Origin of the sequence: Dyella sp. AtDHG13 (assembly GCF_003201105.1) — a bacterium.
GTDB classification, from domain to species: domain Bacteria; phylum Pseudomonadota; class Gammaproteobacteria; order Xanthomonadales; family Rhodanobacteraceae; genus Dyella; species Dyella jiangningensis_B.
On sequence record NZ_QICJ01000014.1, the window covers coordinates 58704 to 83400 of the forward strand.

A 24697-nucleotide genomic window follows, 5' to 3' on the forward strand; every position below is an offset into this window, starting at 1 on the left:
CGGCGGGAGGGCGCCTCGAATGCCGGTGGTTTCTGTCACCGGACTGAGCGCGGTCGCGTGTCGTGCGCGACAGGTCGAGCCGCACGACCGCTCCAACGCAAGAACCCTCAAGTCAACGCCATTTCAAAGGCGGTTAATCATGCTGTCTAACCTCGATACTCCCGTGCGTCACGCTGTGCTGGATGAAGCGCATATCGGCGACATCAAAGGCGCGCTCGGCACAATCAAGAAGAACGATACGGGTCCCAGGAACGGTTGGCGTGCTCGTTTGATGACGCTGCTGGCAATCCTTGGACCGGGCCTGATCGTCATGGTCGGTGACAACGATGCCGGCGCCTTCGGCACCTACACGCAGGCGGGCCAGAACTATGGCACCTCGCTGTTGTGGACGCTCATCCTGCTCATTCCCGTCCTGTACGTGAACCAGGAAATGGTTTTGCGGCTCGGCTCGGTGACGGGCGTCGGCCACGCGCGGCTCATTCTCGAACGGTTTGGCAAGTTCTGGGGCGCCTTCAGCGTCGTCGACCTTTTCTTGCTGAATGCTCTGACCATTGTCACCGAGTTCATCGGAATCAGTCTGGCGCTCGAGTACCTCGGGCTTCCGCGAGGCGTAGGCGTCATTGCCGCAGCGGCCGTCATTATCGCTGCGGCTGGGACGGGCAATTTCCGGCGATTCGAAAGATTTTCGCTGTTTCTCGTTTTCGGCAGTCTTCTGTTGGTGCCGGTGCTCGTCTGGGTTCATCCCCCGGTCAGCCAGATCGCCCATGATCTCGTCGTGCCGCAGTTTCCTGAAGGCGGGAAGCTGAGCGAGGTGATGCTCCTGATCATTGCCATTGTCGGGACAACGGTCGCGCCCTGGCAGCTCTTCTTCCAGCAGAGCTATGTGATCGACAAGCGCATCACGACGCGCTTTCTGAGCTACGGGCGCATCGATCTCGTCCTTGGCATTGTGCTGGTCGTCATCGGCGCAGTGGCGATGATGGCGTTCACCGCAGCGACGTTCGCAGGTCGTCCGGAGTTCGGGAATTTCCAGGACGCCGGAGCCGTGGCTGCCGGGCTTGGCGCCTATGTCGGGAAGACGGCTGGCGTCTTCTTCGCCCTTGCGCTGCTCGATGCCAGCGTGATCGGCGCGATGGCGGTCTCATTGTCGACGGCCTACGCGATAGGCGATGTGCTGTCGCTGCGGCATTCGCTGCATCGGAAGCCGCAGGACGCCAAGGGCTTCTATGCGGTCTATGGCGGCCTCGTTACGTTGGCTGCTGCGCTGGTTTTGACCCCCGGCATGCCGCTCGGTTTGCTGACCAACGCCGTGCAGACTCTGGCCGGCGTGTTGCTGCCGAGCGCCACCGTGTTCCTGCTGCTGCTTTGCAACGACAAGGCCGTTCTGGGTCCGTGGATCAATGGGCGGTGGATGAACCTGTTCACCGGCGCCGTCGTCGGTGTCCTTGTGATGCTGTCGATCATTCTGACCGCATCGGTGCTGTATCCGAACATGAGCGAGAGCACGATTCTCGCGATACTCGGGATCGGAGGCGTATTCACGATCGCCGTCGCTGTCGCCTTCCTCTTCATCCACCGCGAAGAGCCGGCCAGCGCGAAGAACGAGATGGTGCGCGCGACGTACCGCATGCCGCCGCTGGATGAGCTTCCGTCAGCTCGGATGACGCCGATGACTCGTCTCTGGATGCTGGTCTTGCGCGGCTATCTGATCTTGGCCGGCGGGCTTGTCCTCGTGCGGATCGTGCAGCTTTCGCTCGTCGGCCGGTGAAGGGGGGAGCATGTGCATACGTCATTCCACATCGCTGCGGCCTCACTCGACGACTGCGGCGTCTGGCCGGTGCCGACCAACAATTTGGGACCGGCTTGTATCGGGTTTCGCCCCGTTTGCCGATCCGGAGCTGTGGTTGCGCGCCTGCACGCTTGCGGCCCTCAGAGAGCGCGACGGCTCTGTTGGGCTGGAGGTCGTGAGCTTATCGGCTCTGTTTGGCGGAGGCAGCCATGATGACCCGCAAGATCCAGCATCGGGAGCGGCCTATCAGCGTTCGGCTGCAGCTCTGGTGGCTCGGGAAAGTGGAGGTCCTTGTTCTCAAACACGTGCCGAAAGGCCCGTTTGCGCGATCCGCTCTCGCATGGGTGGACCAGAGCCACGTGCGAATCCGGCAAAGGCTCGGTCGCAACGAAACCGGCGGGAAGCGCTGATGCGCTCTCCGCGGTCAATCGCGCGTCACTTGGAAGAACGGGCCTGCCTGTTCGGTGCGATCTGGGTTGTGAGGGTCGCGCGCATTCTTGTGCGGGAGGGGTTTCTGAACAGGCGTGGCGCGTTCGCGGCGTTTCGCCTTTCGTCGCGCCTTTCGAGGAGGTCGTGGCGCATTTGGAAGTCCGAGCGAGCCCGCCGTCGAAGCGCAATGTGGGGTGAGTCCAACTGACCTGGCTCGGTCGGCCAGCAGCGAAGTCTACTGAGGAGACGTGCAATGCAAGTGAGAAAGCGAGCTGAATTCTTTCATGGCGAAAGAAGCGCATTCGGCAGCCGGTTGGTGACCGAGCGGCGACGGGACATCGTGAAAACGCGGGGGCGCTCAAGCGCCGCACTTCGGGTTGCTGTCCGTCTGCGGGTCGGCGGGCTGTTGGCGGCGGGTGCCCATTGGCTCGCCCGCACTGCCTTTCAACTCGCGCGGGAGCGCTTGATTTCCGTTGCGCAAGCAAAGGCGCTTTTGCGCATGGCGGCGCAGGTCAATCGGCAAAGTATCCGCCTGCGGCAGCGGGAGCGTTTTAGAACAGATCGCTGGTGACCAAACTTTGCGTACCAAATCGAAAGGAATCAACCATGCCCGAACCTCCTAGTTGCTGCGTGAGTGAATACTCACGCAGCGCCCCAATACCCCGAAAATAGAGCGGCCTCACGTCGATCACGAGATGGCTTGCTCGTCCCGTGATCAGTGGAGCTGCTGATGATCTGTGATGAAATTGAAGTTCGCAAGAAGGATGCGCCTGTACGGAATTACGGCCGTGAACCGCGGTTCGGTCGACGCGGTCTGTCGGCGCGCGCCTGCTTCCCCGTTCTGGTGCTTGTCGCCGCGACAGGCGCGGGAAACGCGCACGCCCAGGAGATTCCGGCCGGCGCCGACCGCTTGGGCACGGAACGGGGTCTTGATGTTCGGACCAAAGCGGATCGGCCGCCCAGCGAGGCCGAAATGAAGAGGGTTTATGACTGGACCGGCTTTTATGTCGGTGGTCACTTCGGCTACGGTGGCGGCCGCTTGGGTGATGACTCCCACCCCAAGCCTGAGCAGGGCGTCTTCCTGCCTCATAGTCCGACCGGCCTCATTGGTGGTTTTCAGGTCGGCTATAACCGGCAACTCGACAATCATCTGGTGCTCGGTGTTGAAGCCGATGCGTCGTTCACGAGCCCGACCGACGAGCCGGCGTTGGCGCCGTCGCCGTTCAATTCTACGGTCGACTACGTAGGCACCGCGCGTGGCCGAGTAGGTTACGCATTCGATCGGTGGATGCCCTATGTCACGGGTGGCTTCGCCTGGGGGCATGGTCATATCGAGGTCAACGACGGCAGCGGTGCGCAGCTCGGCCGCTATCAGACGGGGTGGACCGCAGGCCTCGGTGCGGAATTCGCGGTGAGCGGCAATTGGACGGCGAAAGTTGAGTACGACTATGTGAATCTTTCTGCGGCTACTTATGATCTGGGCCGCTTCGATCTGCCGAACGCTCGTCTTGCTCCCGGGCTTCACCTCGCCAAAATCGGACTGAACTACCACTTCAACGATCTGCCGTGGGCGGCGTCCGGCTCGCAGAGCGCGACGCCACGCTTGCCGGATTCGAGTGACTGGAACGTCCATGCGCAAACGACGGTGATTGCGCAGGGATATCCAAGCTTCCGCTCCCCCTATGCGGGGGTGAACAGCTTGCCGGGGGGCGGCGAGGTCCGCGAGACGTGGACGACGACCGCCTTCATCGGCGTCCGGCTGTGGCAGGGCGGCGAGTTCTATTTCAATCCCGAATTGGCGCAGGGATTCGGCCTGAACGGGACATTGGGTCTGGCGGGCTTCCCGAACGGCGAAGCGCAAAAGGCTGGAGCCGCATTCCCGAAGATTCGGCCGCAACGGTATTACTTCAAGCAGACCTTTGGCCTCGGCGGCGAACAAGAGGACGTCGACGACGGTCCCAACCAGCTCGCGGGCAAACGTGATATCGATCGCATCACGGTGATCGTCGGACGCTTTGCCATCGGCGATTTCTTTGACAACAACACCTATGCGCACGATCCTCGCGCCGATTTCATGAACTGGGCGCTGTGGTCGTCCGCGGCTTACGATTTCCCCGCGGATCTCCCCGGATACACGCGCGGCGCAATCGTCGAATTGAATAAGAAGGACTGGGCAGTCCGCGCGGCATTCGTTCAGGTGCCGTCCGAGCCCAACAGCGATGTCTTGAAATTCAACACGGGCGGCGCCGTGGTGGAGTTCGAGAAGCGTTACGCCATCGCGGGCGAGCCTGGAAAACTGCGGCTCGGCGTCTTCGGCACCCAGGGCGTCATGGGCAACTACCGCCAAGCACTGGCAATCGAGAGCCAGGATTCCGGGCAAGACATCAATACGGTAATGGCGAGTATTCGCCACGTGAATCCGAAATACGGCTTCTACGCGAACTTGGAGCAGCAGATTGCGCCTGGGATCGGCGTTTTCGGTCGCGTGAGCTGGAACGACGGGCAAAACGAGACGCTGTCGTTCACCGACATTGACCGTAGCGTGTCAGGCGGCGTTTCGATCAAGGGCAATCCTTGGGGTCGGCCGAGCGATACCGTTGGGATCGGTGGGGCCATCAATGGGCTGTCTGCGGCCCATCGCGACTTCCTTGCCGCTGGTGGAAACGGACTCCTGATCGGTGATGGGGCGCTGAACTACAGCACCGAGCGGATTTTCGAAAGCTATTACGCGCTGGCGATCGGGAACGGGCTCACCTTCACCGCCGACTACCAACTGATCGTCAACCCTGCATACAACGCCGACCGCGGTCCGGTGTCGGTCTTTTCTGGCCGTCTTCACGCGGAGTTCTGAGCCATGGACGGCGTGTACTTGCCAGATGACGGGGGGTGGCTCTGATGACCGGGACCATCGTTCTGTTCGAGCTCGCCGGCTACGTCGGTTTGCTCCTTTGGGGCACTCATATGGTGACGACCGGCGTCCAGCGGGGCTTCGGCCATGTCCTTCGGATATGGCTGGAGCACAATCTGACGCGGCGGTGGCGGGCGTTTCTTGCCGGCGTCGGCATTACGGCGCTTCTGCAAAGCAGCACCGCGACGGGTCTCATGGCCTCCGCATTTACGGCGAACGGTCTTATCGGGCTCGGGCCCGCCTTGGTGGTGATGCTGGGCGCCAACGTCGGAACCACGCTGGTTACGCAGGTGCTGTCGTTCGACGCCGGTGTCGTCGGCCCTCCTTTGGTCCTGCTCGGGGTCATGGCTTTCCGCTCGTTCGACGATGATCGGCTGCGCAATGCCGGGCGAATCGCGATCGGGCTGGGACTGATGTTGCTGGCCTTGTCGGGGATGGCGCATGAGTTTGCGCCAATCGAGAACGCGCCTTTGCTGAAAAACGTTCTCGCTGCAATCGGCAACGAGCCTCTCCTTGCGGTGTTGGTGGCAACGCTGCTCACCTGGGCTTGTCATTCCAGCGTGGCGGTCGTGCTTCTTATCGTGTCGCTGACTGCGAGTCAGACCGTTTCGCCGATCGGCGCGTTGGCGTTCGTTGTCGGCGCCAACATCGGCGGCACATTGCCCGCGCTCTTTGAGGCGGGTTCACCGGTTGCTCGTCGTCTTCCGCTCGGCAACTGCCTGGTTCGAATCGTGGGCGCGGTCGTGGCGCTTCCGTTGCTGGCAATATGCGTGCCGCTTCTCGCCCACATCGATCCTGCGCCGGGGCGGATCGTGGTGAACTTCCACACCGCGTTCAACCTGATCCTGGCCGCACTGTTTATCGGGCCGTCTCATTGGTTGGCGCGGTTGCTCGTCCGCATACTTCCCGACCCGCCGGCGCCTGATGATCCCGGAAAACCAATCTACTTGGAGGAGGCAGGATTAGGGGCGGCGACCGTCGCGTTGGCGAATGCCGCGCGCGAGACGCTTCGCATGGGCGACATGGTTGAAGCAATGTTGAAGGGCGCTTCGGAGGTGTTCCAACAAGACGATCCTCGGCGCGCCACCGCGATCAGCCGGATGGATCGGTCGGTCGACCGTCTTGGAGCCGCGATACGCAGCTATCTGGCAGATCTCGGAAATGAGCAGCCGTTGCATGACGATAGCGAAGGCGCCCGGGTCCAGGAGATATTGTCAGCCGTCATCAATCTCGAGCACGTTGGCGATGTCGTCGCCAACAACCTCATCGAATTCGTGGTCAAACGGATCAAGCGGGGGAGGCCGTTTGCGAAGGACGAACGCGATCTCATCGTTTCGATGAATGCGGAAATCCTGGAAAGCCTCCACATGGGGCTTGCAGTGTTTCTGACCCGTGATCCCGCCGAGGCGGACCGGCTCATCTCGCGAAAGAGCGCTCTGCGGCGACTGGAGGCGCGTGCGACCGCGCTCCATGTGCAGTTGCTGCGGGTCGCGGCCACCACGGCGCGAGCGGATGCTGGCGAGGGAGTCGCTCGTGTCGCCGAAGATGGCGGCCAGTTTCTGCGTATTGTCAGAGACCTCCGGCGCGTTCACTCGCACATCGCAGCGCTGGCATATCCGATCCTGAACGGTGCCGGCACCGCTGATGGGACACCGGCGCGAGAAGGAACTGCAGAAGAAGAAGCCAACGAATCCGAGCTGCAAGGCGCGCAATGATAGCGGTGGTCGCGATCAATTTGCAGGATCGTCACGCCGCGGTCTTATGAAATGGACCTCGCCGACCTCCAGTTTGTGACGGCGGCGGTGGATGCAGGAAACTTTGCGCGTGCAGCGCTCGTGCTCGGGCTGCATGCGTCGACGATCAGTCGGCGTATCGCACGGCTTGAGGATGAGCTTGGCCTCACCCTCTTCGAGCGCAACCGTGCCGGTGTGCGGCTCACGCCGAGCGGACAGACGGTCATGCGGCACATTAGACGTGTCCTCGCTGAAGTCGATGCCGTGAAGGCCGCAGGTCGTCACAACGGCCTTGGCACGACGGGCGAGATTCGTCTGGGCCTACGAATGCCGCCGATCGGAAAGCCTCTGGGGGACTTGTTGCGGTGCTGGCACGGACGATACCCTGGTGTTTCGGTGGTGCAATTCGAGATGCATGAACGGGAGATCGCCGCCGCGCTGGCCGATCGACGGCTTGACGCCGCGTTTGTCCCGAGCTTCGCGTTGTGGCCGCATGCGGCGATGCTGCCCATCTATAGTGAGCGGCTGATGGCGGCGCTTCCCGCGAAACATTCCCTGGCGAGGCGTAAGGCGCTTGGTTGGAAGGAATTGTCGGGCGAGACGGTTCTTGTCGAAGGCTGGGGCGAAAGTCAGGCGCAGCGCGAATTCTTCGCCTCGCTTCTTGGCAGGAACGTAGACTTTCAGTCGCACGCCGCCAGCAAGCAATATATTCTCGCTTTTGTGGCAGCGGGCTTTGGCGTGACGCTCGCGACGGAGAGCCAGGCCGAGCTCGGATTTCCTGACGTGGTCTTCAGGCCGATTTCGGAGGCGAACGCATCATTTTGTGTGAATCTCGTGTGGCTTCCTGAATGCGAAGAACCCGTTGTAGGACGGTTTGTCGCGTTTATGCGCGATGAAGCGAAGGATCGCGGGCTGCTTTAGCAGAGGCAGCCTCGGCACGTCATCACGATGTCTTCTGCGACGAGGTCCGGCGGGTCTTTCGGAAGGCTCGGTCCGTCGCCATGAAGCGCGCCAGCATCGGTGGAATCAGCTTGGCGGGCTCGATACCGCTCTGGTTGGTCTCGTGGGAGAGCGCTTCGGCATAGGCCTGGAGGTCACGATGTACGGCCGCCGGCAGCTCGATCGTCATCTTCACCGGTTTGTCGTCTTCCAATGCGCTTAGTTTGAGTTTGCTCATCGGGCACCTAGCCTTTGTAGGGTTCGAGGACCAGGTCGTGTGTGACCATGACCCGTACGGGGAAGCCCGGCCGGATTGTGATCGTCGGCTGGATATTGAGGGAGCGGCCTACGATCTGTTCGCCAGCCTGGTTGAAGCTCTGCGACGCGCCCATCCGGATCGCCTGGGCGAGGTTGTTTTCACTATTGCTCGTTCCAGCCTCGGCGCCGACGGACAAGATGGTGGAGAGGATCGCAGCCTTGAACAGCATGCCCCAATGGTTGTCGACCTCGTCCTCGAGCCCGGCATAGCCTTCGGTGTCGGCGCCGGGCTGGCGTTCGAGCACGATCGACTTGCCGTTCGGCATGATGAGGCGGTTCCAGACGAGCAAGGCGCGCGACTGGCCAAATGCGATCTGCGCATCATACTGGCCGACGAGGCGCGACCCCTGCGGAATCAATAAGGTCTTGCCCGTCGGACTGTCGTAGACGTCCTCGGTCACCTGCGCGGTAACCTGTCCGGGCAGATCGGACCGCAGGCCTGTGATCAGCGATGCCGGAATCACGGCGCCTGCCTGCAATACATAGGGGCTTGCTGGCGGCTGGACGCGATCGGGGCTCGTTGTTCTGCGGTCGATGTTGCCATTGAGGAATGCGAGTTTGTGATCTTGCGACGTGAGATCAGACGATGTGCTCGCCGGCGTCAGTCCCGGCGAGACAGCCGTTGGAGATGGCGCGATCGGCATGCTCGGCGCGACGACGTTCGTTGTCGCGAAGAGATGACTGGTGCGGGCGGCTTCCATCTCCTGAGCGAGCCGTTGCTCCTCCGGTGTCGGTCCCGGCATTGGCATGCTGGGCGAAGGCGCGCCGGCGTTGAGGATGGGCTTGCCGAGATCGCCGGGCAGCGGCGGTCCAAGCTGTGGCACGGGCTTTGGCAGCCCCGTATAATCGCGCGGCAGGTTCGCGAGACCATCTGGCGTGTTGCGGTTGCTTGTGTTGAAGAGTTCGGCGCCGGTTGTCTGGTGCTGCGGCTTCAAGGCGAAGAGTAGTGCGCCTCCAATGCCAATGGCCGCGGCGGCGCCGACGCCAAGCAGGACCTTGCGGGACAGCCGGGTTACCGGCGGTCGCTTGGCGCGCAAGCGCATCTCCTCAGCCGGACGTGCGGCCGCGCTCGGCCCCACGTCATCCCTGGCTTCGTCCGTCACCGCGGCCTCCCATCGGTGCGGACGATGCGCACCAGCTCCTGGTGCTTGCCGCCGAGCTTCAGCTCCGCCGCAGCGAACATGCGGTCGACGATCATGTGATTGCCGCGGACACGGTAGTTGACGAGCTGGCCGTCGCCTTCCGCGCCGATCACCCAGAGCGGTGGCAGCTCACCCTGTGAGATGCCGGTCGGGAATTCGATGAACACCTGCCGGCCGTCATCGAAGGCGCGCAGCGGCCGCCACGGCGGAGTATCGCCCTCGATGCGATAGCGGAAGTTCAGTGCATTGATGTCGACGCCGGTTGCGACGGGGGCAGCGGCCTCGGCGGCCGCATTCTGCTGGCGCAGCGCGATGAGCTGATCCTGCGCATAAGCCCAAGAGACCGACGCCATATACGTCTTGTCGTCGGAATGCAGCTCGAGGTGATAGGTCCGACGGTCTGTATTGATGACAAGGTTGGTGATGAGATCCGCACGGGTGGGCTTCACCAGGATGTGGACACGTTTGGCTGGCCCGGCGCCGCTCTCGGTGTCGCCGATAATCCACCGCACGGTATCTCCGGCAGCGACAGGCCCTGAGCCCGTCAACTGCTCGCCCGGCTCGAGCGCGATGTCGGTGATTTGGCCCGGCGCGGCATAGACCTGATACAGCGCGCCATCGGAAAAGGGGTAGACCTGGATAGCGTTGAGATAGCCTGCCCGTGTCGGCTGGACGCGGGCCGCGCCATTGGCCTGATCGACGCGAGCATGCGGATCCGCAGGTTCGGGAGCGCGCTTCGTATTCCCGGGCAGCGGCTTGAGTTGTCCGGGCAGCGGCAACGGCTTCGGCACCTCGACGATCTGAATGGGCTTGGGCGGCTCGGCCTGCAGCACCGCGGGCTTCGGCGTGTTGTCGTAGCTGATCTGCGGCGGTTTCCAGGCTGTGGCGCAGGCGCCGAGGGAGACAGACGCAAGTAAGAGCGACGAGATCGCAAGCGGGCGCATCAGCCGAGCTCCTTTGACCAATTGAGGGCGTGGACGTAGACGCCGAGCGGATTCTTCTTCAGCCGATCGGCGTCGGTCGGCATCTGCAGCGCGATGGTGAGGATGGCGCTCCATCGCTCAGTCGAGGCGAGCGCACCGTCGATGTAATGACGCTCCGTCCATTCGACGCGAAAGCTGGAGTCGGAGGCGCGGATGACGCTCGCGACGTCGACGGAGACCTGGTTCTTGCCGACCTTGGAAAACGGATCGCTCGTCCGCGCATAGTCATTGAGCGCGAGCGCCCCCTTGTCTGTGACGTAGTTATAGGCGTCGAGCCAGTTCTGACGCAGCACCACGGGGTCGGCGGGGATGCCGCGCACTTCCTGGATGAAGCGCGCCAAGTGCCACGCGATCTGCGGGTCGGTCGGCTGGTAGTCCGCGGTGGCGGGCGCGACGGCCTGGGCCTGGCCGAGCTTGTCAATCTGCACAACCCAAGGCGTGATGGTGCCGCGGGCCGATTGCCAGACCAGGCCGCCGGCGAGCCCACCGCTGAGAACGAGTGCGCCGAAGAAAGCCAGGCGCCAGTTCTTGGCCTGAACGCGCGCGGAGCCAATCCGCTCGTCCCAGACCTGGCCGGCCTTTTGATATGGCGTCTCCGCGTCCGGCGTCTTGCCATAGCGCACGGTCGATCGTCGGAACATGAGCTATTCCCCCTCGGAAAGATCGACCTGATGCCCGCCGCTTGCCCGATCACCGGAGCGGATTGCGTGGTCGGCGGCGGTGACGCCGCGGTTGATGGTCTGGCCGCGCTTCATGCGCTGGGCCCATGCTGGCGGGCTGTCCGACGCGGCGGACGCGCCGGCGGATGACGACGAGCGCGCGCCGCCGCTCATGACGGCACGCTCGCCAGAGGCGAAGCTTTCTTGAAGGCTGCTGGCGGCGCGGCGCAGTGGGCTCATGGCGACTGAGCCGGCAGCTTGGGCGACACCCGCTGCCCCACCCGCGCGATATGCGGCGCTGGCGCCGCCCGCGACCGCGGCTCCCGCGCGCGCCGTCCCGGCGATCGCGCCGCCGGCCGCGGCGACACCCCCGGCGGTCGCCGCAATGCCGGCCGCTCCGATCCCGGCCGCTCCCAATCCTGTCGCGACAGCCGCGCCGGCGCCGAGCTGCGGTCCGCCCGCGATCAGGCCATTGGCGATGCCTGGACCGAAGATCGTGAGGCCAAGGAGTGAGAGCGCTGCGAGGATCAGCGTCAGCGCGTCGGAAATGGTCGGCGGATTGTTGAAGCCGCTGGTGAATTGATTGAAGATCGTGGAGCCGATGCCGATGATGACGGCGAGCACGAGAATCTTGATCCCGCTGGACACCACGTTGCCCAGCACCCGTTCGGCGAGGAAGGCCGTGCGGCCAAAGAGCCCGAACGGCACGAGTACGAAACCGGCCAACGTCGTCAGCTTGAACTCGATCAAACTCACAAAGAGCTGGATCGCCATGACGAAGAAGCTGATGACGACGATCAGCCACGCGACCAGAAGAATGACGATCTGCACCAGATTGGCGAAGACGCTGGTGAAGCCCATCATACCGGAGATGGCGGTGAGGATCGGCTTGCCGGCATCGATCCCGACCTCGGCGATCTTGCCTGGCTGCAGGAGCTGCGCAGCGCTCATCGTGCCGCCACCGGCCTTGATCCCGAGGCCGGCGAAGCTGTTGTAGATGATCTGCGCGAGATTGTTGTAGTTGCCGATGATGAAGGCGAAGAGGCCGATATAGAGCGTCTTGCGGATCAGGCGCGCAAGCACGTCCTCGTCGGGCGCCATCGCCCAGAAGAGCCCCGCCAGCGTGATGTCGATGGCGATGAGGACGCTGGCGAGCCAGCGCACGTCACCTTGAACGAGGCCGAAGCCGGAATCGATATACTGGGTGAAGGTGCCCAGGAAATTGTCGATGACTCCCGTCCCGCCCATGATGCTTACCTGTCGGTGTTCTTGGCTGGAGCCGGAGTCGGGTTCTTCGGTCCGGAGGCCGGCGCATAGGTGAAGAAGCGGCGGCGGTTTTCAGCCCAGGCCGCCTCGCAGGCCGGATCGTCCTTGGCCTGGTCGGCGATGCGCTGACATCGCTTGAGCTCTTCGGCGAGCGAGTCGGGCGTGTGTTCCTCCATCGCACGCGGCTCGAGGCGTGGAGGCGATGTGTGGAAGTGCAGTGCCGCCGCGACGATCGCGATGGCGACAAGCAAAAAGCCGACAGCCCGGCCGACAGCAGGCAGATTGAGAAGCCGGGTTCGCATCAATGGAACATCTGCGCGGAACCGGCTTGGTAACCAGCGCCGTAGTTGAGGAATGCCTGTGTCTGCGCTTGTGCCTGCGCCTGCGTCTCAAGGGTCCGCGCGGCATCGAGGCTCTGCGCGCGTGCGATCGACGCCATCAGCGCGGTCAGGTCCGCAAGCTGCGTGGTCTGAAGCGCCACGAGCTGATTGCCCGACTGTGCGGCCTGCAGCGCGCCGGTCGCCGACTGGCTGGAGGACACCAAAGCGTTGATCTGCGTCCGCGTGGTGTTGAGATTGCTCACAACGCCGGCTTGCACGCGCATCGTATCCTGGAACCCGGCGAGTGCGTTCTGCCAGCGACTCTTCGCATCCGTGAGAAGCTGCTGCGACGACGTCCCGCTGGAATAGGCCTGCGGATAGGTCTGCGTGAACGACTGGTCGATGCTTGAGACGCTGTAGGCGATGCGCTGCGCCTGCGCGAGGAGCTGCTGGGTCTGGGTGATCTGCTGCTGAAGCTGCGTGAGCGACGAGTACGGCAGGCTTGCGAGATTGCGCGCCTGATTGATCAGCGACGTCGCCTGGTTCTCCAGCATCTGGATTTCATTGTTGACCTGCTGAAGCTCACGCGCGGCGGTCAGGATGTTCTGCGCATAATTGGTCGGATCGAACACGATCCATTGCGCACGCGCCGGTCCGCTGGCGATGGCCGTAATGGTGAAAGCGGCGGCGCCTGCGATGAGCAAGGCGCGCAAGCGGTGACGGATCATGACGTGGTCTCCTGGTTGTGGGTGAGCATGTCCGCTGCCCAGTCGAGATCCTTTCGGCGCAGCCAGGCGGCGGTGAAGCCGCCGCGGCCGTGTTCCGCGAGCAGCTCTTCGATGGCGGTCTGATCGGATTTCGCCGAGGCGGCGGTGAAGGCGAGCGCGACTTCGGACAGCCCGAGTTCGAATAGGCGATTGCCGCGCCGCGACTGGCAGTAATATTCGCGCTTCGGCGTCGCGCGGCTCAGAATCTCAATTTGGCGATCGTTGAGACCGAAGCGCTGGTAGATCGCCGCGATCTGCGGCTCGAGCGCGCGCTCGTTGGGAAGCAGGATGCGGGTCGGGCAGCTCTCGATGATGGCTGGTGCGATCGCACTGCCGTCGATGTCGGCAAGCGACTGCGTGGCAAAGATGACGCTGGCATTTTTTTTCCGAAGCGTCTTCAGCCACTCTCTCAGTTGCCCGGCGAAGCCGGGATCGTCGAGGGCGAGCCAACCCTCGTCGACGATGAGCAAGGTGGGTCGGCCGTCGAAGCGATCTTCGATGCGATGGAAGAGATAGGATAGGACGGCTGGAGCCGCGCCCGCGCCGATCAACCCTTCCGTTTCGAAAGCCTGGACTTCGGCCTCGCCGAGCCGTTCCGTTTCCGCGTCGAGCAGTCGTCCCCAGGGGCCTGCCACGGTGTAGGGCTGGATCGCCTGTTTCAGGGCATTTGATTGCAGGAGCACCGAGAGCCCGGTGATGGTGCGCTCCTGGATAGGCGCGGACGCAAGCGAAGTCAGCGCTGACCATAGGTGTTCCTTCAGTTCCGGAGTGACGGTGACGGACTCGCGACCGAGGAGCGCCGCGACCCATTCGGCGGCCCACGCGCGCTCTCCGGGATCGTCGACCCGCGCGAGCGGTTGGAGCGCGACGGGCTCGGCGGCGCTGTCGGAGAGCGCTCCGCCGAGATCGTGCCAATCGCCGCCCATCGCGAGGGCCGCCGCCCGGATGCTGCCGCCGAAGTCGAAGGCGAAGACCTGTGCACCGGCATAACGCCGGAACTGCAAGGCCATCAACGCGAGCAGCACACTCTTGCCGGCGCCCGTCGGGCCGACGATCAAGGTGTGGCCGACATCCCCGACATGGAGGCTGAGGCGGAACGGGGTCGATCCCTCGGTCTTGGCGAAGAGAAGCGGCGGCGCCTGGAAGTGCTCGTCCCTTTCCGGCCCGGCCCAAACCGCCGAAAACGGCATCATGTGCGCGAGGTTGAGCGTGGAGATCGGCGGCTGCCGGACATTGGCGTAGACATGCCCTGGGAGAGACCCAAGCCAGGCTTCGATCGCGTTGACGCCTTCGCGCATGCAGGTGAAGTCGCGGCCCTGAATGGCCTTCTCGACCAGGCGAAGGCGCTCGTCCGCGATCCGCGGATCATCGTCCCAGACGGTAACAGTGGCGGTGACGTAGGCCTCGCCGACGAGGTCGGTGCCAAGTTCTTGCAGAGCGGCGTCGGCATCGAGCGCCTTGTTGGCGGCGTCGGAGTCCATCAGCACCGACGCCTCGTTGGTCATCACCTCCTTGAGGATCGCCATGATGCTCTTGCGCTTGGCGAACCACTGACGGCGGATCTTGCCGAGGAGCTTGGCCGCGTCGGTCTTGTCGAGGCAGATGGCGCGTGTCGCCCAGCGATAGGAAAACGCCAGGCGATTGAGATCGTCGAGCAGGCCCGGCCAGGTCTGTGATGGAAAGCCCATGATGGTGAGCGTGCGCAGATGTGCGCGGCCGAGCCGTGGTTCGAGGCCACCCGTCAGGTCCTCGTCCACCAGGATGGCGTCGAGGTACATCGGCGTTTCCGGCACGCGCACGCGCTGGCGCCGCGTCGAGATGCAGGAATGCAGGTAGGTCAGGGTCTCGGCGTCATCGAGCCAATCCGATTCCGGCATGAAGCCTTCGAGCAGCGCGAGCACGCGATCGGTGCGGTCGACGAAGCCTTCGAGCGTGGCACGCCAGTCGGCGGCGCCCTGGGCGCGGTTCTCATAGAGCCAAGCTTCCGCGCGGGCCGCGTCATCGGCGGGCGGCAGCCAGAGCAGTGTCAGGAAGTAGCCACTCTCGAAATGCGCGCCTTCTTCTTCGAATTGGGCTCGACGCTCGGCATCGACCAGCGCCGAAACGGGATCCGGAAATTGAGTTGACGGATACCTGTGCGCCGGTACGCGCTGGGCCTCAATGAACACGGCCCAGCCGGAGCCAAGGCGACGCAACGCATTATTGAGACGCGACGTGATGGCCACCAGCTCGGCAGGCGTGGAAGAATCCAAGTCTGGACCGCGAAAGCGTGCGGTGCGCTGGAAGGAGCCATCCTTGTTGAGAACAACGCCCTTGGCGACGAGCGCCGCCCACGGCAGGAAGTCGGCGAGGCTCTGGTTATGGCGACGATACTCGGCAAGGTTCATCATCGGGCGAACCTCACGAGACCATGTGCTGCGGATAACGCAGATGCCGACGCACGACGTCGACGAAGGCGGCGTCACGCTTCGCCGCCCAAACGGCGGCGATGTGACCGACAAGCCAGATGAGGCCGCCGACGATCCAGAGCCGAAGACCGAGCCCGATCGCGGCAGCAAGCGTGCCGTTCACGATCGCCACGGCGCGCGGCGCGCCGCCCAAGAGGATCGGCTCGGTCAACGCTCGGTGAACGGGCGCATAGAAGCCGGCGATGGCGCCATCTTGCTCCATCACACCGTCACCCCGCCGCCGAACTGGAAGAAGGTCAGGAAGAAGCTCGACGCTGCGAAGGCGATGCTGAGGCCGAAGACGATCTGAATGAGGCGACGGAAGCCGCCGCTGGTCTCGCCGAAGGCGAGCGTCAGACCGGTGACGATAATGATGATCACCGACACGACCTTGGCCACGGGCCCTTGGATGCTCTCCAGGATCTGGTTGAGCGGCTGCTCCCACGGCATGTTCGATCCGGCCGCATAGGCCGGCGCGGTCGCGAGGGCGACGAAGACGAAGGCGGTTGCCGTGGCGAACGCACGGCGGGCATCCTTGATTAACATCACGGTTCTCCTGCGGGGGTGAGGACGTAGTCGCCGGCGGGCGAGAGGCCCTTCACCGCTGCGAGCTCGGCGAGCCGGCGCGCGGAGCCGCGGCCGGCGAGGACCGCGATGAGGTCGATCGTCTCGGCGATGAGCGCGCGCGGAACGGTGACCACGGCTTCCTGGATGAGCTGTTCGAGCCGGCGCAGTGCGCCGATGGCGGAGCCTGCGTGCAGCGTGCCCACGCCCCCGGGGTGTCCCGTGCCCCAGGCTTTCAGAAGATCGAGCGCCTCCGCCCCGCGAACCTCGCCGATCGGGATGCGGTCGGGCCGCAGGCGCAGCGACGAGCGGACCAGATCAGACAGCGACGCAGCCCCGTCCTTGGTGCGCAGCGCCACGAGGTTCGGCGCGGCGCATTGCAACTCGCGCGTATCCTCGATGAGCACGATGCGGTCGCCGGTCTTGGCGACTTCTGCGAGGATCGCGTTGACCAGCGTCGTCTTGCCGGTGCTCGTCCCGCCGGCGACCAGCACGTTCTTTCGGTCGCGCACGGCCGCGCGGAGCAGCTCGGCCTGGTCGGCCGACATGATGCCGGCCTCGACGTAGTCGCCGAGCGTGTAAACGGCGACGGCCGGCCGCCGGATGGCAAAGCACGGCGCAGCCACCACGGGCGGCACCAGGCCCTCGAACCGCTCCCCGCTTTCCGGCAATTCCGCCGAGACGCGCGGGCTGCCGGCATGCACTTCGACCCCGACATGGTGCGCGACCAGGCGCACGATGCGCTCGGCGTCCGCGGGCGTGACGCGACAGCCGGTGTCTTCAAGACCACCTGACAGCCGATCGATCCAGAGGCGACCGTCAGGGTTGAGCATCACCTCGACGATGCTGGGATCTTCGAGATAGCCGGAGATCGCCGGACCAAGCGCCGTGCGGAGCATGCGCGCGCCTCGGGCGAATACTTCAGATCGGAGGGAGATCGTCGTCACAAGAGCCCCGCAAATTAGCCTCCTGTGGAGGCGCAGATGTCAGCGGGGTTGAGTAGAAAGAGCCGGAACTGGGACTCCGCAACAACAACAAGGAGGCGGGAGGGCTCTGGGATAGAATGACAAGCGAGAAGGACGATCGCTATTCTGACTGCGTGTCTGCTGAACCCTCCTTTTGCGGCGGCACGTCGCGAATCACCTCGTCAGCTAGTTTGTGACCGCGCGCGAGACGACGGCCGAGCGCTTCGATGTAACCTTCGTAGCGCTCTCGTCCTTTTGTTTGCGCGGCGGCAAGCGCCGTGTCAGGCAGCGGCGGCGTGCTGGTCAGCCAAAACCGGACGAACACCGCGAGCGCTTCATTCGAGATCGTGACGTGGCGCTCGATGCGCTCCATGTCGCGGACCATACGGTCCAGGCGTCGCGCGAGCGCCGCTTCGAGTCGGTCCGCGGCATCGGGCGAAAGATAAGAGGCGAGCGCTGCCTCGACGATCAACGCCTGCGGCACGCGCTTGCGGGCGGCGTAATCGGCGAGCTTCGTAGCCAGGTCGGGTGGAAGCCGAAAGGTGTGCTTCGTGCGCACGGCTACATCTGCATGTCATCGTCCGCGTCGAGCGAGATTTGTCGCGCGCTGCCGAAATTGCGCTGCATGATCCGCTGGCGCTGGGCGTCGTCGTCTGGCTCGTCCTCGACGGGCTCGAATTCCTGCACCGGCTTTCGTGGCTCGGGAGCAATCTCCTCATGGTCCGGAAGTTCGGGTTCGCGCCGGATTCCCGCATTGTCCGGATCGTCCGTCTCTGCGGCGGTTGACGCTGACGCGATCGCGCCGCTCCAGGTATTCACCTGGGACGTGTTGGGGGCTGGCGGTCGAAGAACAGCGTTTCCGCCCGATGATCTGGGCGGCGGAAGAATCCGCCCGGCGAGCTCGGGGTCTTCGTAATACCGAGCTTTCTTCGCCCGGACGGGCGCACTTCCCGATATCATGACGATCTCGTCGTCGGGCGGGAGTTGCATGATCTCGCCGGGAGTCAACAGCGGCCGCGCGGTTTCTTGCCGGGAGATCATCAGATGTCCGAGCCACGGACTGAGTCGGCTGCCGGCATAGTTTTTCATCGCTCGGATTTCGGTGGCCGTGCCAAGTGCATCCGACACGCGTTTCGCCGTGCGTTCGTCGTTGCTGGCGAACGAGACGCGCACGTGGCAATTGTCCAGGATGGAATTGTTCTGACCGTACGCCTTCTCGATCTGGTTCAGCGACTGCGCGATCAGGAAGGATTTCAATCCATAGCCCGCCATGAACGCCAATGCCGACTCGAAGAAGTCGAGCCTGCCGAGCGCGGGAAACTCATCGAGCATCAGCAGCAGGCGATGTCGCCGTCGCTTGTTCTCTAGCTCTTCGGTTAGCCGTCTTCCGATCTGGTTGAGGATGAGGCGCACGAGCGGTTTCGTGCGGCTGATGTCCGAGGGTGGCACGACGAGATAGAGCGTCACCGGATGCTCAGCCTCGACCAGGTGGCGGATGCGCCAGTCGCAGCGTTGTGTGACCGCCGCGACCACCGGATCTCGATAGAGGCCCAGGAAGGACATCGCGGTCGACAGTACGCCGCTGCGTTCGTTCTCGCTCTTGTTCAACAGCTCTCGCGCGGCGCTGGCGACGACGGGATGGACTCCCGTCTCGCCGAGATGCGGCGTGGTCATCATCGCCCGAAGCGTCTTCTCGATTGGTCGCTTCGGATCGGAGAGGAAATTGGCGACGCCGGCGAGCGTCTTGTCGGGTTCGGCGTAAAGGACATGCAGGATCGTGCCGACCAGAAGCGAATGGCTGGTCTTCTCCCAATGGTTCCTGCGTTCCAGTGCGCCTTCGGGATCAACCAGCACGTCGGCGATGTTCTGGACATCTCTGACTTCAAACTCACCGCGCCGGACCTCGAGCAAAGGATTGTAAGCGCTGCTTTGCGGATTGGTCGGATCGAACAGGACCACGCGGCCGAACCGCGCACGCCAGCCGGCGGTGAGCGTCCAGTTCTCCCCCTTGATGTCATGGACGATGCAGCTTCCCGGCCAGGTCAGCAGCGTCGGAACAACAAGACCGACGCCCTTGCCGCTTCGGGTCGGTGCGAAACACAGCACATGCTCGGGCCCATGGTGACGGAGGTAGGCTCCGTGCCAGCGGCCGAGCAACACGCCATCTGGGTGAAGAAGGCCGGCTGCGCGGATCTCGCGTTCCTCGGCCCAGCGAGCCGAACCGTAGGTCGTGGCGCGCTTTACCTCGCGCGCGCGCCAGACCGACATGGCGACAGCGACGACGAAGGCAGCGACCCCGCCTGCGCCAGCGATGAAGCCGCCGGTGACGAAAATGTCGTGTGCGTAAGCGTCGAAAGAGAACCACCACCAGAAGAAGGCCACCGGGAAATAGACCGGCCATCCGAAGAGCGAGAACCAGGGGCTGCCGAGTTGCGGCTGGAAGGCAAGCTGCCACGCCGTCCATTGCGTCGCGGCCCAGACGAAGCCGAGCGTGGTCGAGCACACAACGAAGACTTGCAGCCAGAGTATTTTGGTCGGGTTCATGGCGCCACACCAGCGCTTCCGCGATCGCTTGCTGCAAGCACGAACCGTATGGGATCAAAGGGCCGGACACGCTGGGTCAGAAATCGGATGCACCGCAGGCGCGCCTTCACAGGCCCAGTCCCCGTTTCCGTCCCGGGTCCCAGTCGACTCGTCCGCCCGGCGCCATGACGCCACGGACTTCGCGGCCGAGGTTCTTTTCCAAAGCCGGACGCCACGGCACGAGTTGGAATCCCAACCCGTCATCGATCATGGCGAAGCGCCCCGACGCGAGTGTCACCCGTTCGCGATAAACGCCAGCGACACGCTCGCCTTCAGCGGCCGGGTGGTACGCCAGACCCGTGTCGGCTGATAATCTGGCCGTGGCCTCCTCAAGCTCGCGTCGCTGGAGTGTCGAAAGGAGATCGCGGGCGAAGATCACGCGCTGGCCCTGTCGTCTGGCCAGGCCTTCCTCGACCAGGTGATCAGCGCGGGCATCCATCGCGTCGCGGACTTCGGCGCCGAAGCCGCTGCCGCTGAGCGGTGGGTCTTTCGCAAGAAGCTGACGATCGAGCCAGGTCGCTCCCGATGCCCCGACCTGATCAGAAATGGACAGATCCGACCTGGTCGCGAGCGATAGTCGTCGTCGTCCATCGGGATCGTCATAAGCGCGCACCTCGACGATCGCGCCGGGCGTGGCATCGCCGGTGAATTCGAGGTCTGCAAACCGCAAATGGTGGGTATGGCCATCGACGCCGGCGACGATGACGTAGGCCGTGCCCTTGAGCTCGTCATCGAGACCACGCTGGACGAGTCGGCCGAGCACCGGATGGGAAGGCTCGTCGCCATGCAGCGCGAAGCGGCTGACGTCCGGTTCTGATCCGCTTCGGCTCATGGCTTGGTGCATCGTCTTGATGATGTCGCCACGGATACCGAGCTGGCGCAGCGTTCCGTCGAGGCCGGGCTTGAGGGTCCAGCAGGCCGGGCCAACCGGATCGGCCAAGCCGAGACGTTCGAGCTTGGCCGCCCGTCCGAGCAACAGGCGACGCAGCTCCGGATCCTCGGCGTTCGGACCAGGCCGAAGATCTGCGACGCCGCCGCATTCGTCCGAAATGTCGCGCAGCGCCCGATCGAGACTTGTCCAGCGCTCGGCCTCCACCTCGCGTTGAAGCGCGCTGTGGATTTGCTGTTCAGTGCGCGGACCAAGTTCGAGCGTGATCCGCTCGGCGGCCCGGTCGCGGATTCCTCGGCTGATGTAGTCGCGGCTGATCACCAGATCCTGGCCGTCATCGGCGCGGCCGCGGATCAGGAGGTGGACATGGGGATTGTCGGTGTTCCAGTGATCGACGGCGACCCAGTCGAGCTGGGTGCCGAGGTCCCTTTCCATGTCGGCGACCAGCTCGCGCGTGAACGTCTTGAGGTCGCCGATCTCGGCCGCATCCTCTGGAGAGACGATGAAGCGGAAATGGTGGCGATCGTCCTTGCAGCGCTCGGCGAACGCACGCTCGTCGGCTTCGTCTCCGGCCGCATCGAACATCCGCGCCGGCTGACCGTCTTTGGTGACGCCTTCGCGTTTGAGATAGGCGATGTGCTTCGGCAAAGGCGCCGAGCGGAATCGGGGACCCTGGTGGCGGACGACGCGCGCCTTGGTGACGACGCGCCGGGCATTCGAGCGCAGTCGGATCGAGATCGCGGCGCGACGGCCACGGCCGAAGCGGGAGCGGCTCCGCCCCTGGCCGGAGCGGAAGCTGTTCCCGACATGCCCGGCCTTCTTCGCGGCCCGCATCACCTCGCCGACGAAGGTCTGCGGACGTTTGCCGCCGCGGTTGCCATGCTGGATGCGGCCGGGCCGGATGCGCAGGTCGTCGTCGCGCGTCGTCATCGTGCCGAATCCGGGTGTTCAGGCGTGCGACGGCGGTTCAGACATTGATTTGCTTGGACAAATTGAGGTGAGCGCCAGCAGGGGTAGTCGGTGATATCGGTAAATTGTCCAATACAACCAACCACATAAGCCGCGCCGAAGGCCGGCCTTTTCCCTTGCCGTCCGTGGTTGTGGTTCCTTTGCCGACCTTCCGACCCTCGCAACTGTCGGGGTACGCAGTTCAATGCACCTGCCGAACTGACACCGCTCATGGGGTTCGTCGATCAGACGACAGCACGACGAAGAGCCCGTCGGCTTGCGGTGCGAGTCCAGTCCAATCCTGCGGCGAACGGACGCTCGGCGCGTTGGACGACTGCGGCCCGCCGGTCTTCGTTGTGTCGTCCGATGCGGTGGACGGCTGTTTTGGAAACAACGATGCCTCGGTCCATGATCGGACGACGGACGCGAGCAATGTCGTGTCGTCGATCGCGCTGCCACCGACAATGGGCGCGAGCCTGGTCAGGTAAGCGCGCGTTTCCGCCGGCAACGGGCGGCCGGTGGCGAGATGATCTTCCCAGCGCGCTGGACCGGCGTTGTAGGCCGCAAGGAAGCCGGGAATTCCATAGCGGTCGTGCAGTTCGCGCAGATAGCCGACACCGGCGATGATGTTGTCATGGACGTCGTAGGGATCAGCGCCGAGATGGTAGCGTTGTCGCAGTGTCGCCCAGGTTTGCGGCATGATCTGCATCAAGCCCATCGCCCCTTTCGGCGATATCGCGTGCACGTCGCCGAAGCTCTCGGCGCGCATCACGGCCCGTATCCACGTTGTCGGAATGCCGAAGCGCTGCGAGGCCTCGGCCACGAACGCTGCAAAGCGTGTGGCATCTGGAACGCGCGCGATATGACGGATGGGCGTCGATTGGGCGCACACCGGCCCGCCAGCCGCGATCACCGCGGCGGACAGACAAGCGCTGATCAGCGCGATGCGAAGATGCGATGGTTGTCCGGATCGGCAGGCCGGAAAGGAGAAGGGGGATCGACCGTGCGCCGACGAAGCTCGGCCGCAGGACGGCTGGAGGTGAAGCACGGTCAGTCCTCCTCCCGCGTCCATATCGGGTCGGCGCGGCCGGCGATCGTCGTGCGGGAAAGCAGCCCGAAATAACGGCCGTCGAGCGAGTCTGCGGATTGCCAGTTCATGAGGAAGACCTGGCCGTCGGGAATGCGCTGGCAGCCTTGCCAGACGGGCAGCGGTCGATCGTGCGTGTCGCGATCGAGCGCATCGCCCATCGCTATGCCGTCGACGGTGATGGTGCGCTGGCGGCGGCATACCGTCTGGCCTGGAAGCGCAAGCACACGCTTCAGCATGGGCACGCCCTTGGGCAAATAACGGCGGTCGGAGAGGAATTGGGCCAGGGCGTCCGGTGGACGCACGACGACAAGTTGGGTGACGTGGAGCGCGCCGACAGAGTGGATGGCGTAGAGGCCGATCGGCACGCTGTTGCTGGCGTTCCAAATGAATTTGGGAGAGACAGGGAAGATCGCGCTGCAGGCGGAAACGAGCAGCACCAGATACGTCGTCATGACGTAGCCGAACCGCGTCACTTGAGCACCCGGTCGCGCAAGAGCCAAGCGCGATGCTGGTCGCGGCTGTAGAGGCGAGGCTCGTATCCTGCCCCGAGACGATTGTGCACGTGCCTCCAGTAGTCTGGCGCGACGGCTGCGGGATCAATGCCGAGCGTCTCGACCGCGTCGATCGTGGCGAGGACGCGCTCGACTTTGGGCCAGCCGCTGATCCGCAGGAGGATCTCGCCGCCGGGACGGACGAAAGGCAGCGTCTGATAGGCCTCGCCTGGCGCGATCGCGCGCAAGATGTCGATGCGTGAAACGATCGTGCCGTAATCGTTGGAAGCCCAGCGGACGAAGCCGAAGATCGTGTTCGGCGCAAAGGTGAGGAGACGTCGGCGACGATCAATGATCGTTTCGCCCGTGTCGTGACCGAATCTGATCCAGTGCTCGATGCGTTTCTCGAGCCACGTCAGTTCGACTGCCGTCAGCGTGTCAGGCGAACCGGCTCGCGCGTGTGCGAAGGCGGGATTGGTCATCATGTTTGTTCTCCATCGGTGTTTGGGAATTCGCGCGTGAGGAGCACCCGCGGCATGTCGGCGACGGTCTGGCCGCGTTGGAAGGCCGCGATTTTGATGCGGCCGCGGAGCGCGGGCGTGATGTCCACGGTGAGGCGCGCCGCGTAGGGATCGCTCTCCGGCGTCGCACCGGCGCTGCGATCGGGCGCCTTGATCCAGGCGTCGGCATCGCGTGGTCGGGATGCGAAGCCGCCGTTCGAACGCCGCGCCGTCATGGTGCGAGCCTTTCGGTCTCGACAGCGAGGGAGGCGATCTCGCGGGCAGCGGCACTCGTCGCGCTTTGGTCGAAGGCGAGCTGACCGGTGCGCGCGGCGTCCGCGAAAACCACACGCTGGCTGATGCGCGTGGCGAGCGCCGGCGGATCGTGGTCGGCGAGACTCTGCGCCGTGTCGCGGGCGATGACCGTGCGCGCGGCACAGCGGTTGAGCACGAAGCGTGCGACAAGGGCAGGACGGAAGATGCGCGCTTCGGCGATCAGGGCCAGCATCTCGGCGGACGCCCAGCCATCGAGCGGCGATGGCTGGGCCGGTACAAGAACGGCGTCGGCCGCGAGCAACGCCGAGCGCAGCAAGGCGGCGATGCGAGGCGGGCCGTCTATGACAATATGGTCCGCATCGCGGGCAAGCTCGGGAGCTTCACGGTGGAGCGTATCGCGGGCGAGACCGACCACGCCGAACAAACGTGTGTGGTGGCGCCGGGCGCGTTGCTCGGACCAGTCGAGAGCCGATCCTTGGGGATCGGCGTCGATGAGGGTCACGCGCTTTCCGTGACGGGCCCAGTGTCCTGCGAGGTGCAAGGCGAGTGTCGTCTTGCCGACGCCGCCCTTTTGGTTGAGCAGCGCGACGATCACGGCGCGTCACCATCGGTTTTCCACCCTGCGGGCCGATGGGAAACAACAGAATCGTTAGATTCTTGTTTGTTAGATTCTAAGTTAGGGGCGTCGTAA

General features: G+C 64.2%; 25 protein-coding genes. 6 read left to right on the forward strand and 19 right to left on the reverse strand.

Going from position 1 to position 24697, the window contains the following annotated elements; translation table 11 throughout:
• The first annotated feature begins 139 nt into the window (after positions 1-139).
• The 6 genes from BDW41_RS19850 to BDW41_RS19875 all read left to right on the forward strand — a co-directional run bounded on the left by BDW41_RS19850 (position 140) and on the right by BDW41_RS19875 (position 7780).
• Entirely contained in the window at positions 140-1768 is a 1629-nt protein-coding gene (locus BDW41_RS19850) for an NRAMP family divalent metal transporter (RefSeq protein WP_074551703.1), read from the forward strand.
• A 230-nt stretch (positions 1769-1998) separates the two neighbouring features.
• Positions 1999-2199 (forward strand): hypothetical protein, encoded by a 201-nt coding sequence (locus BDW41_RS19855; protein WP_041751098.1) that lies wholly within the window; start codon positions 1999-2001, stop codon positions 2197-2199.
• 272 nt (positions 2200-2471) lie between these two features.
• Positions 2472-2789 (forward strand): hypothetical protein, encoded by a 318-nt coding sequence (locus BDW41_RS19860; protein ID WP_110301670.1) that lies wholly within the window; start codon positions 2472-2474, stop codon positions 2787-2789.
• A gap of 159 nt (positions 2790-2948) precedes the next feature.
• Positions 2949-5069, forward strand: coding sequence for a carbohydrate porin (locus BDW41_RS19865; protein ID WP_199535386.1), 2121 nt, complete (start codon positions 2949-2951; stop codon positions 5067-5069).
• Between the two features lie 44 nt (positions 5070-5113).
• Positions 5114-6841, forward strand: coding sequence for a Na/Pi cotransporter family protein (locus BDW41_RS19870; RefSeq protein ID WP_199535387.1), 1728 nt, complete (start codon positions 5114-5116; stop codon positions 6839-6841).
• Positions 6842-6892: 51 nt separating this feature from the next.
• Complete coding sequence (locus BDW41_RS19875; protein ID WP_074551699.1) at positions 6893-7780, forward strand: LysR family transcriptional regulator; 888 nt, start codon at positions 6893-6895, stop codon at positions 7778-7780.
• Positions 7781-7802: 22 nt separating this feature from the next.
• Here the strand turns inward: BDW41_RS19875 and BDW41_RS19880 are convergent, their stop codons facing one another.
• The 19 genes from BDW41_RS19880 to parA form a co-directional block, all read right to left on the reverse strand.
• Positions 7803-8036, reverse strand: coding sequence for a DUF2274 domain-containing protein (locus tag BDW41_RS19880; RefSeq protein ID WP_074551697.1), 234 nt, complete (start codon positions 8034-8036; stop codon positions 7803-7805).
• Positions 8037-8043: 7 nt separating this feature from the next.
• The gene (locus BDW41_RS19885) at positions 8044-9219 is read right to left on the reverse strand and encodes a TrbI/VirB10 family protein (RefSeq protein ID WP_233496945.1); all 1176 of its coding nucleotides are present in this window, start codon (positions 9217-9219) and stop codon (positions 8044-8046) included.
• Positions 9216-10202, reverse strand: a complete 987-nt coding sequence (trbG, locus tag BDW41_RS19890) for a P-type conjugative transfer protein TrbG (protein WP_074551695.1) — start codon at positions 10200-10202, stop codon at positions 9216-9218. Before trbG ends, BDW41_RS19885 begins: the two co-directional genes overlap by 4 nt.
• Positions 10202-10882, reverse strand: coding sequence for a conjugal transfer protein TrbF (trbF, locus tag BDW41_RS19895; protein WP_074551693.1), 681 nt, complete (start codon positions 10880-10882; stop codon positions 10202-10204). Before trbF ends, trbG begins: the two co-directional genes overlap by 1 nt.
• Before the next feature lie 3 nt (positions 10883-10885).
• Positions 10886-12148 carry a P-type conjugative transfer protein TrbL gene (trbL, locus tag BDW41_RS19900; protein ID WP_012047199.1) on the reverse strand — a complete coding sequence of 421 codons (1263 nt, stop codon included), beginning with the start codon at positions 12146-12148 and terminating at the stop codon, positions 10886-10888.
• A 5-nt stretch (positions 12149-12153) separates the two neighbouring features.
• On the reverse strand, positions 12154-12468 hold the full coding sequence (trbK-alt, locus tag BDW41_RS19905; RefSeq protein WP_074551691.1) for a putative entry exclusion protein TrbK-alt: 315 nt from the start codon (positions 12466-12468) through the stop codon (positions 12154-12156).
• Positions 12468-13199 carry a P-type conjugative transfer protein TrbJ gene (gene trbJ / locus BDW41_RS19910; RefSeq protein ID WP_233496949.1) on the reverse strand — a complete coding sequence of 244 codons (732 nt, stop codon included), beginning with the start codon at positions 13197-13199 and terminating at the stop codon, positions 12468-12470. Before trbJ ends, trbK-alt begins: the two co-directional genes overlap by 1 nt.
• A gap of 11 nt (positions 13200-13210) precedes the next feature.
• Complete coding sequence (gene trbE, locus BDW41_RS19915) at positions 13211-15643, reverse strand: conjugal transfer protein TrbE (RefSeq protein WP_041751095.1); 2433 nt, start codon at positions 15641-15643, stop codon at positions 13211-13213.
• 10 nt (positions 15644-15653) lie between these two features.
• Complete coding sequence (locus BDW41_RS19920; RefSeq protein ID WP_012047195.1) at positions 15654-15923, reverse strand: VirB3 family type IV secretion system protein; 270 nt, start codon at positions 15921-15923, stop codon at positions 15654-15656.
• Positions 15923-16246 carry a TrbC/VirB2 family protein gene (locus BDW41_RS19925; protein ID WP_012047194.1) on the reverse strand — a complete coding sequence of 108 codons (324 nt, stop codon included), beginning with the start codon at positions 16244-16246 and terminating at the stop codon, positions 15923-15925. Before BDW41_RS19925 ends, BDW41_RS19920 begins: the two co-directional genes overlap by 1 nt.
• On the reverse strand, positions 16246-17163 hold the full coding sequence (gene trbB, locus BDW41_RS19930; RefSeq protein ID WP_074551690.1) for a P-type conjugative transfer ATPase TrbB: 918 nt from the start codon (positions 17161-17163) through the stop codon (positions 16246-16248). The genes BDW41_RS19925 and trbB overlap by 1 nt, the downstream gene beginning before the upstream one ends.
• Before the next feature lie 187 nt (positions 17164-17350).
• Positions 17351-17788 (reverse strand): ribbon-helix-helix domain-containing protein, encoded by a 438-nt coding sequence (locus tag BDW41_RS19935; protein ID WP_012047192.1) that lies wholly within the window; start codon positions 17786-17788, stop codon positions 17351-17353.
• A 2-nt stretch (positions 17789-17790) separates the two neighbouring features.
• Positions 17791-19773 carry a conjugal transfer protein TraG gene (locus BDW41_RS19940; RefSeq protein WP_074551689.1) on the reverse strand — a complete coding sequence of 661 codons (1983 nt, stop codon included), beginning with the start codon at positions 19771-19773 and terminating at the stop codon, positions 17791-17793.
• A 106-nt stretch (positions 19774-19879) separates the two neighbouring features.
• The gene (locus tag BDW41_RS19945) at positions 19880-21631 is read right to left on the reverse strand and encodes a DUF3363 domain-containing protein (protein ID WP_074551687.1); all 1752 of its coding nucleotides are present in this window, start codon (positions 21629-21631) and stop codon (positions 19880-19882) included.
• Between the two features lie 247 nt (positions 21632-21878).
• Positions 21879-22697 (reverse strand): lytic transglycosylase domain-containing protein, encoded by an 819-nt coding sequence (locus BDW41_RS19955; protein ID WP_199535388.1) that lies wholly within the window; start codon positions 22695-22697, stop codon positions 21879-21881.
• 2 nt (positions 22698-22699) lie between these two features.
• The gene (locus BDW41_RS19960) at positions 22700-23191 is read right to left on the reverse strand and encodes a S26 family signal peptidase (protein ID WP_199535389.1); all 492 of its coding nucleotides are present in this window, start codon (positions 23189-23191) and stop codon (positions 22700-22702) included.
• A 17-nt stretch (positions 23192-23208) separates the two neighbouring features.
• Entirely contained in the window at positions 23209-23715 is a 507-nt protein-coding gene (locus tag BDW41_RS19965; protein ID WP_074551681.1) for a DUF2840 domain-containing protein, read from the reverse strand.
• Positions 23712-23966: a hypothetical protein gene (locus tag BDW41_RS19970; RefSeq protein ID WP_074551680.1), complete on the reverse strand. Its 255-nt coding sequence runs from the start codon at positions 23964-23966 to the stop codon at positions 23712-23714. Before BDW41_RS19970 ends, BDW41_RS19965 begins: the two co-directional genes overlap by 4 nt.
• Complete coding sequence (parA, locus tag BDW41_RS19975) at positions 23963-24601, reverse strand: ParA family partition ATPase (RefSeq protein ID WP_074551678.1); 639 nt, start codon at positions 24599-24601, stop codon at positions 23963-23965. The genes BDW41_RS19970 and parA overlap by 4 nt, the downstream gene beginning before the upstream one ends.
• Positions 24602-24697 lie beyond the last annotated feature (96 nt).

Bases quoted from the DNA above. Each gene is read 5' to 3' on its own strand.
- trbK-alt (WP_074551691.1), bottom strand. From the start codon at position 12,468: ATGCGAACCCGGCTTCTCAATCTGCCTGCTGTCGGCCGGGCTGTCGGC.
- trbG (WP_074551695.1), bottom strand. From the start codon at position 10,202: ATGCGCCCGCTTGCGATCTCGTCGCTCTTACTTGCGTCTGTCTCCCTC.
- BDW41_RS19870 (WP_199535387.1), top strand. From the start codon at position 5,114: ATGACCGGGACCATCGTTCTGTTCGAGCTCGCCGGCTACGTCGGTTTG.
- BDW41_RS19880 (WP_074551697.1), bottom strand. From the start codon at position 8,036: ATGAGCAAACTCAAACTAAGCGCATTGGAAGACGACAAACCGGTGAAG.
- trbF (WP_074551693.1), bottom strand. From the start codon at position 10,882: ATGTTCCGACGATCGACCGTGCGCTATGGCAAGACGCCGGACGCGGAG.
- BDW41_RS19920 (WP_012047195.1), bottom strand. From the start codon at position 15,923: ATGGAGCAAGATGGCGCCATCGCCGGCTTCTATGCGCCCGTTCACCGA.
- BDW41_RS19970 (WP_074551680.1), bottom strand. From the start codon at position 23,966: ATGACGGCGCGGCGTTCGAACGGCGGCTTCGCATCCCGACCACGCGAT.
- BDW41_RS19960 (WP_199535389.1), bottom strand. From the start codon at position 23,191: ATGACGACGTATCTGGTGCTGCTCGTTTCCGCCTGCAGCGCGATCTTC.
- BDW41_RS19850 (WP_074551703.1), top strand. From the start codon at position 140: ATGCTGTCTAACCTCGATACTCCCGTGCGTCACGCTGTGCTGGATGAA.
- BDW41_RS19865 (WP_199535386.1), top strand. From the start codon at position 2,949: ATGATCTGTGATGAAATTGAAGTTCGCAAGAAGGATGCGCCTGTACGG.
- BDW41_RS19925 (WP_012047194.1), bottom strand. From the start codon at position 16,246: ATGTTAATCAAGGATGCCCGCCGTGCGTTCGCCACGGCAACCGCCTTC.
- BDW41_RS19940 (WP_074551689.1), bottom strand. From the start codon at position 19,773: ATGAACCCGACCAAAATACTCTGGCTGCAAGTCTTCGTTGTGTGCTCG.
- BDW41_RS19965 (WP_074551681.1), bottom strand. From the start codon at position 23,715: ATGATGACCAATCCCGCCTTCGCACACGCGCGAGCCGGTTCGCCTGAC.
- BDW41_RS19875 (WP_074551699.1), top strand. From the start codon at position 6,893: ATGGACCTCGCCGACCTCCAGTTTGTGACGGCGGCGGTGGATGCAGGA.
- trbL (WP_012047199.1), bottom strand. From the start codon at position 12,148: ATGGGCGGGACGGGAGTCATCGACAATTTCCTGGGCACCTTCACCCAG.
- BDW41_RS19855 (WP_041751098.1), top strand. From the start codon at position 1,999: ATGATGACCCGCAAGATCCAGCATCGGGAGCGGCCTATCAGCGTTCGG.
- BDW41_RS19860 (WP_110301670.1), top strand. From the start codon at position 2,472: ATGCAAGTGAGAAAGCGAGCTGAATTCTTTCATGGCGAAAGAAGCGCA.
- trbE (WP_041751095.1), bottom strand. From the start codon at position 15,643: ATGATGAACCTTGCCGAGTATCGTCGCCATAACCAGAGCCTCGCCGAC.
- trbB (WP_074551690.1), bottom strand. From the start codon at position 17,163: ATGCTCCGCACGGCGCTTGGTCCGGCGATCTCCGGCTATCTCGAAGAT.
- BDW41_RS19945 (WP_074551687.1), bottom strand. From the start codon at position 21,631: ATGACGACGCGCGACGACGACCTGCGCATCCGGCCCGGCCGCATCCAG.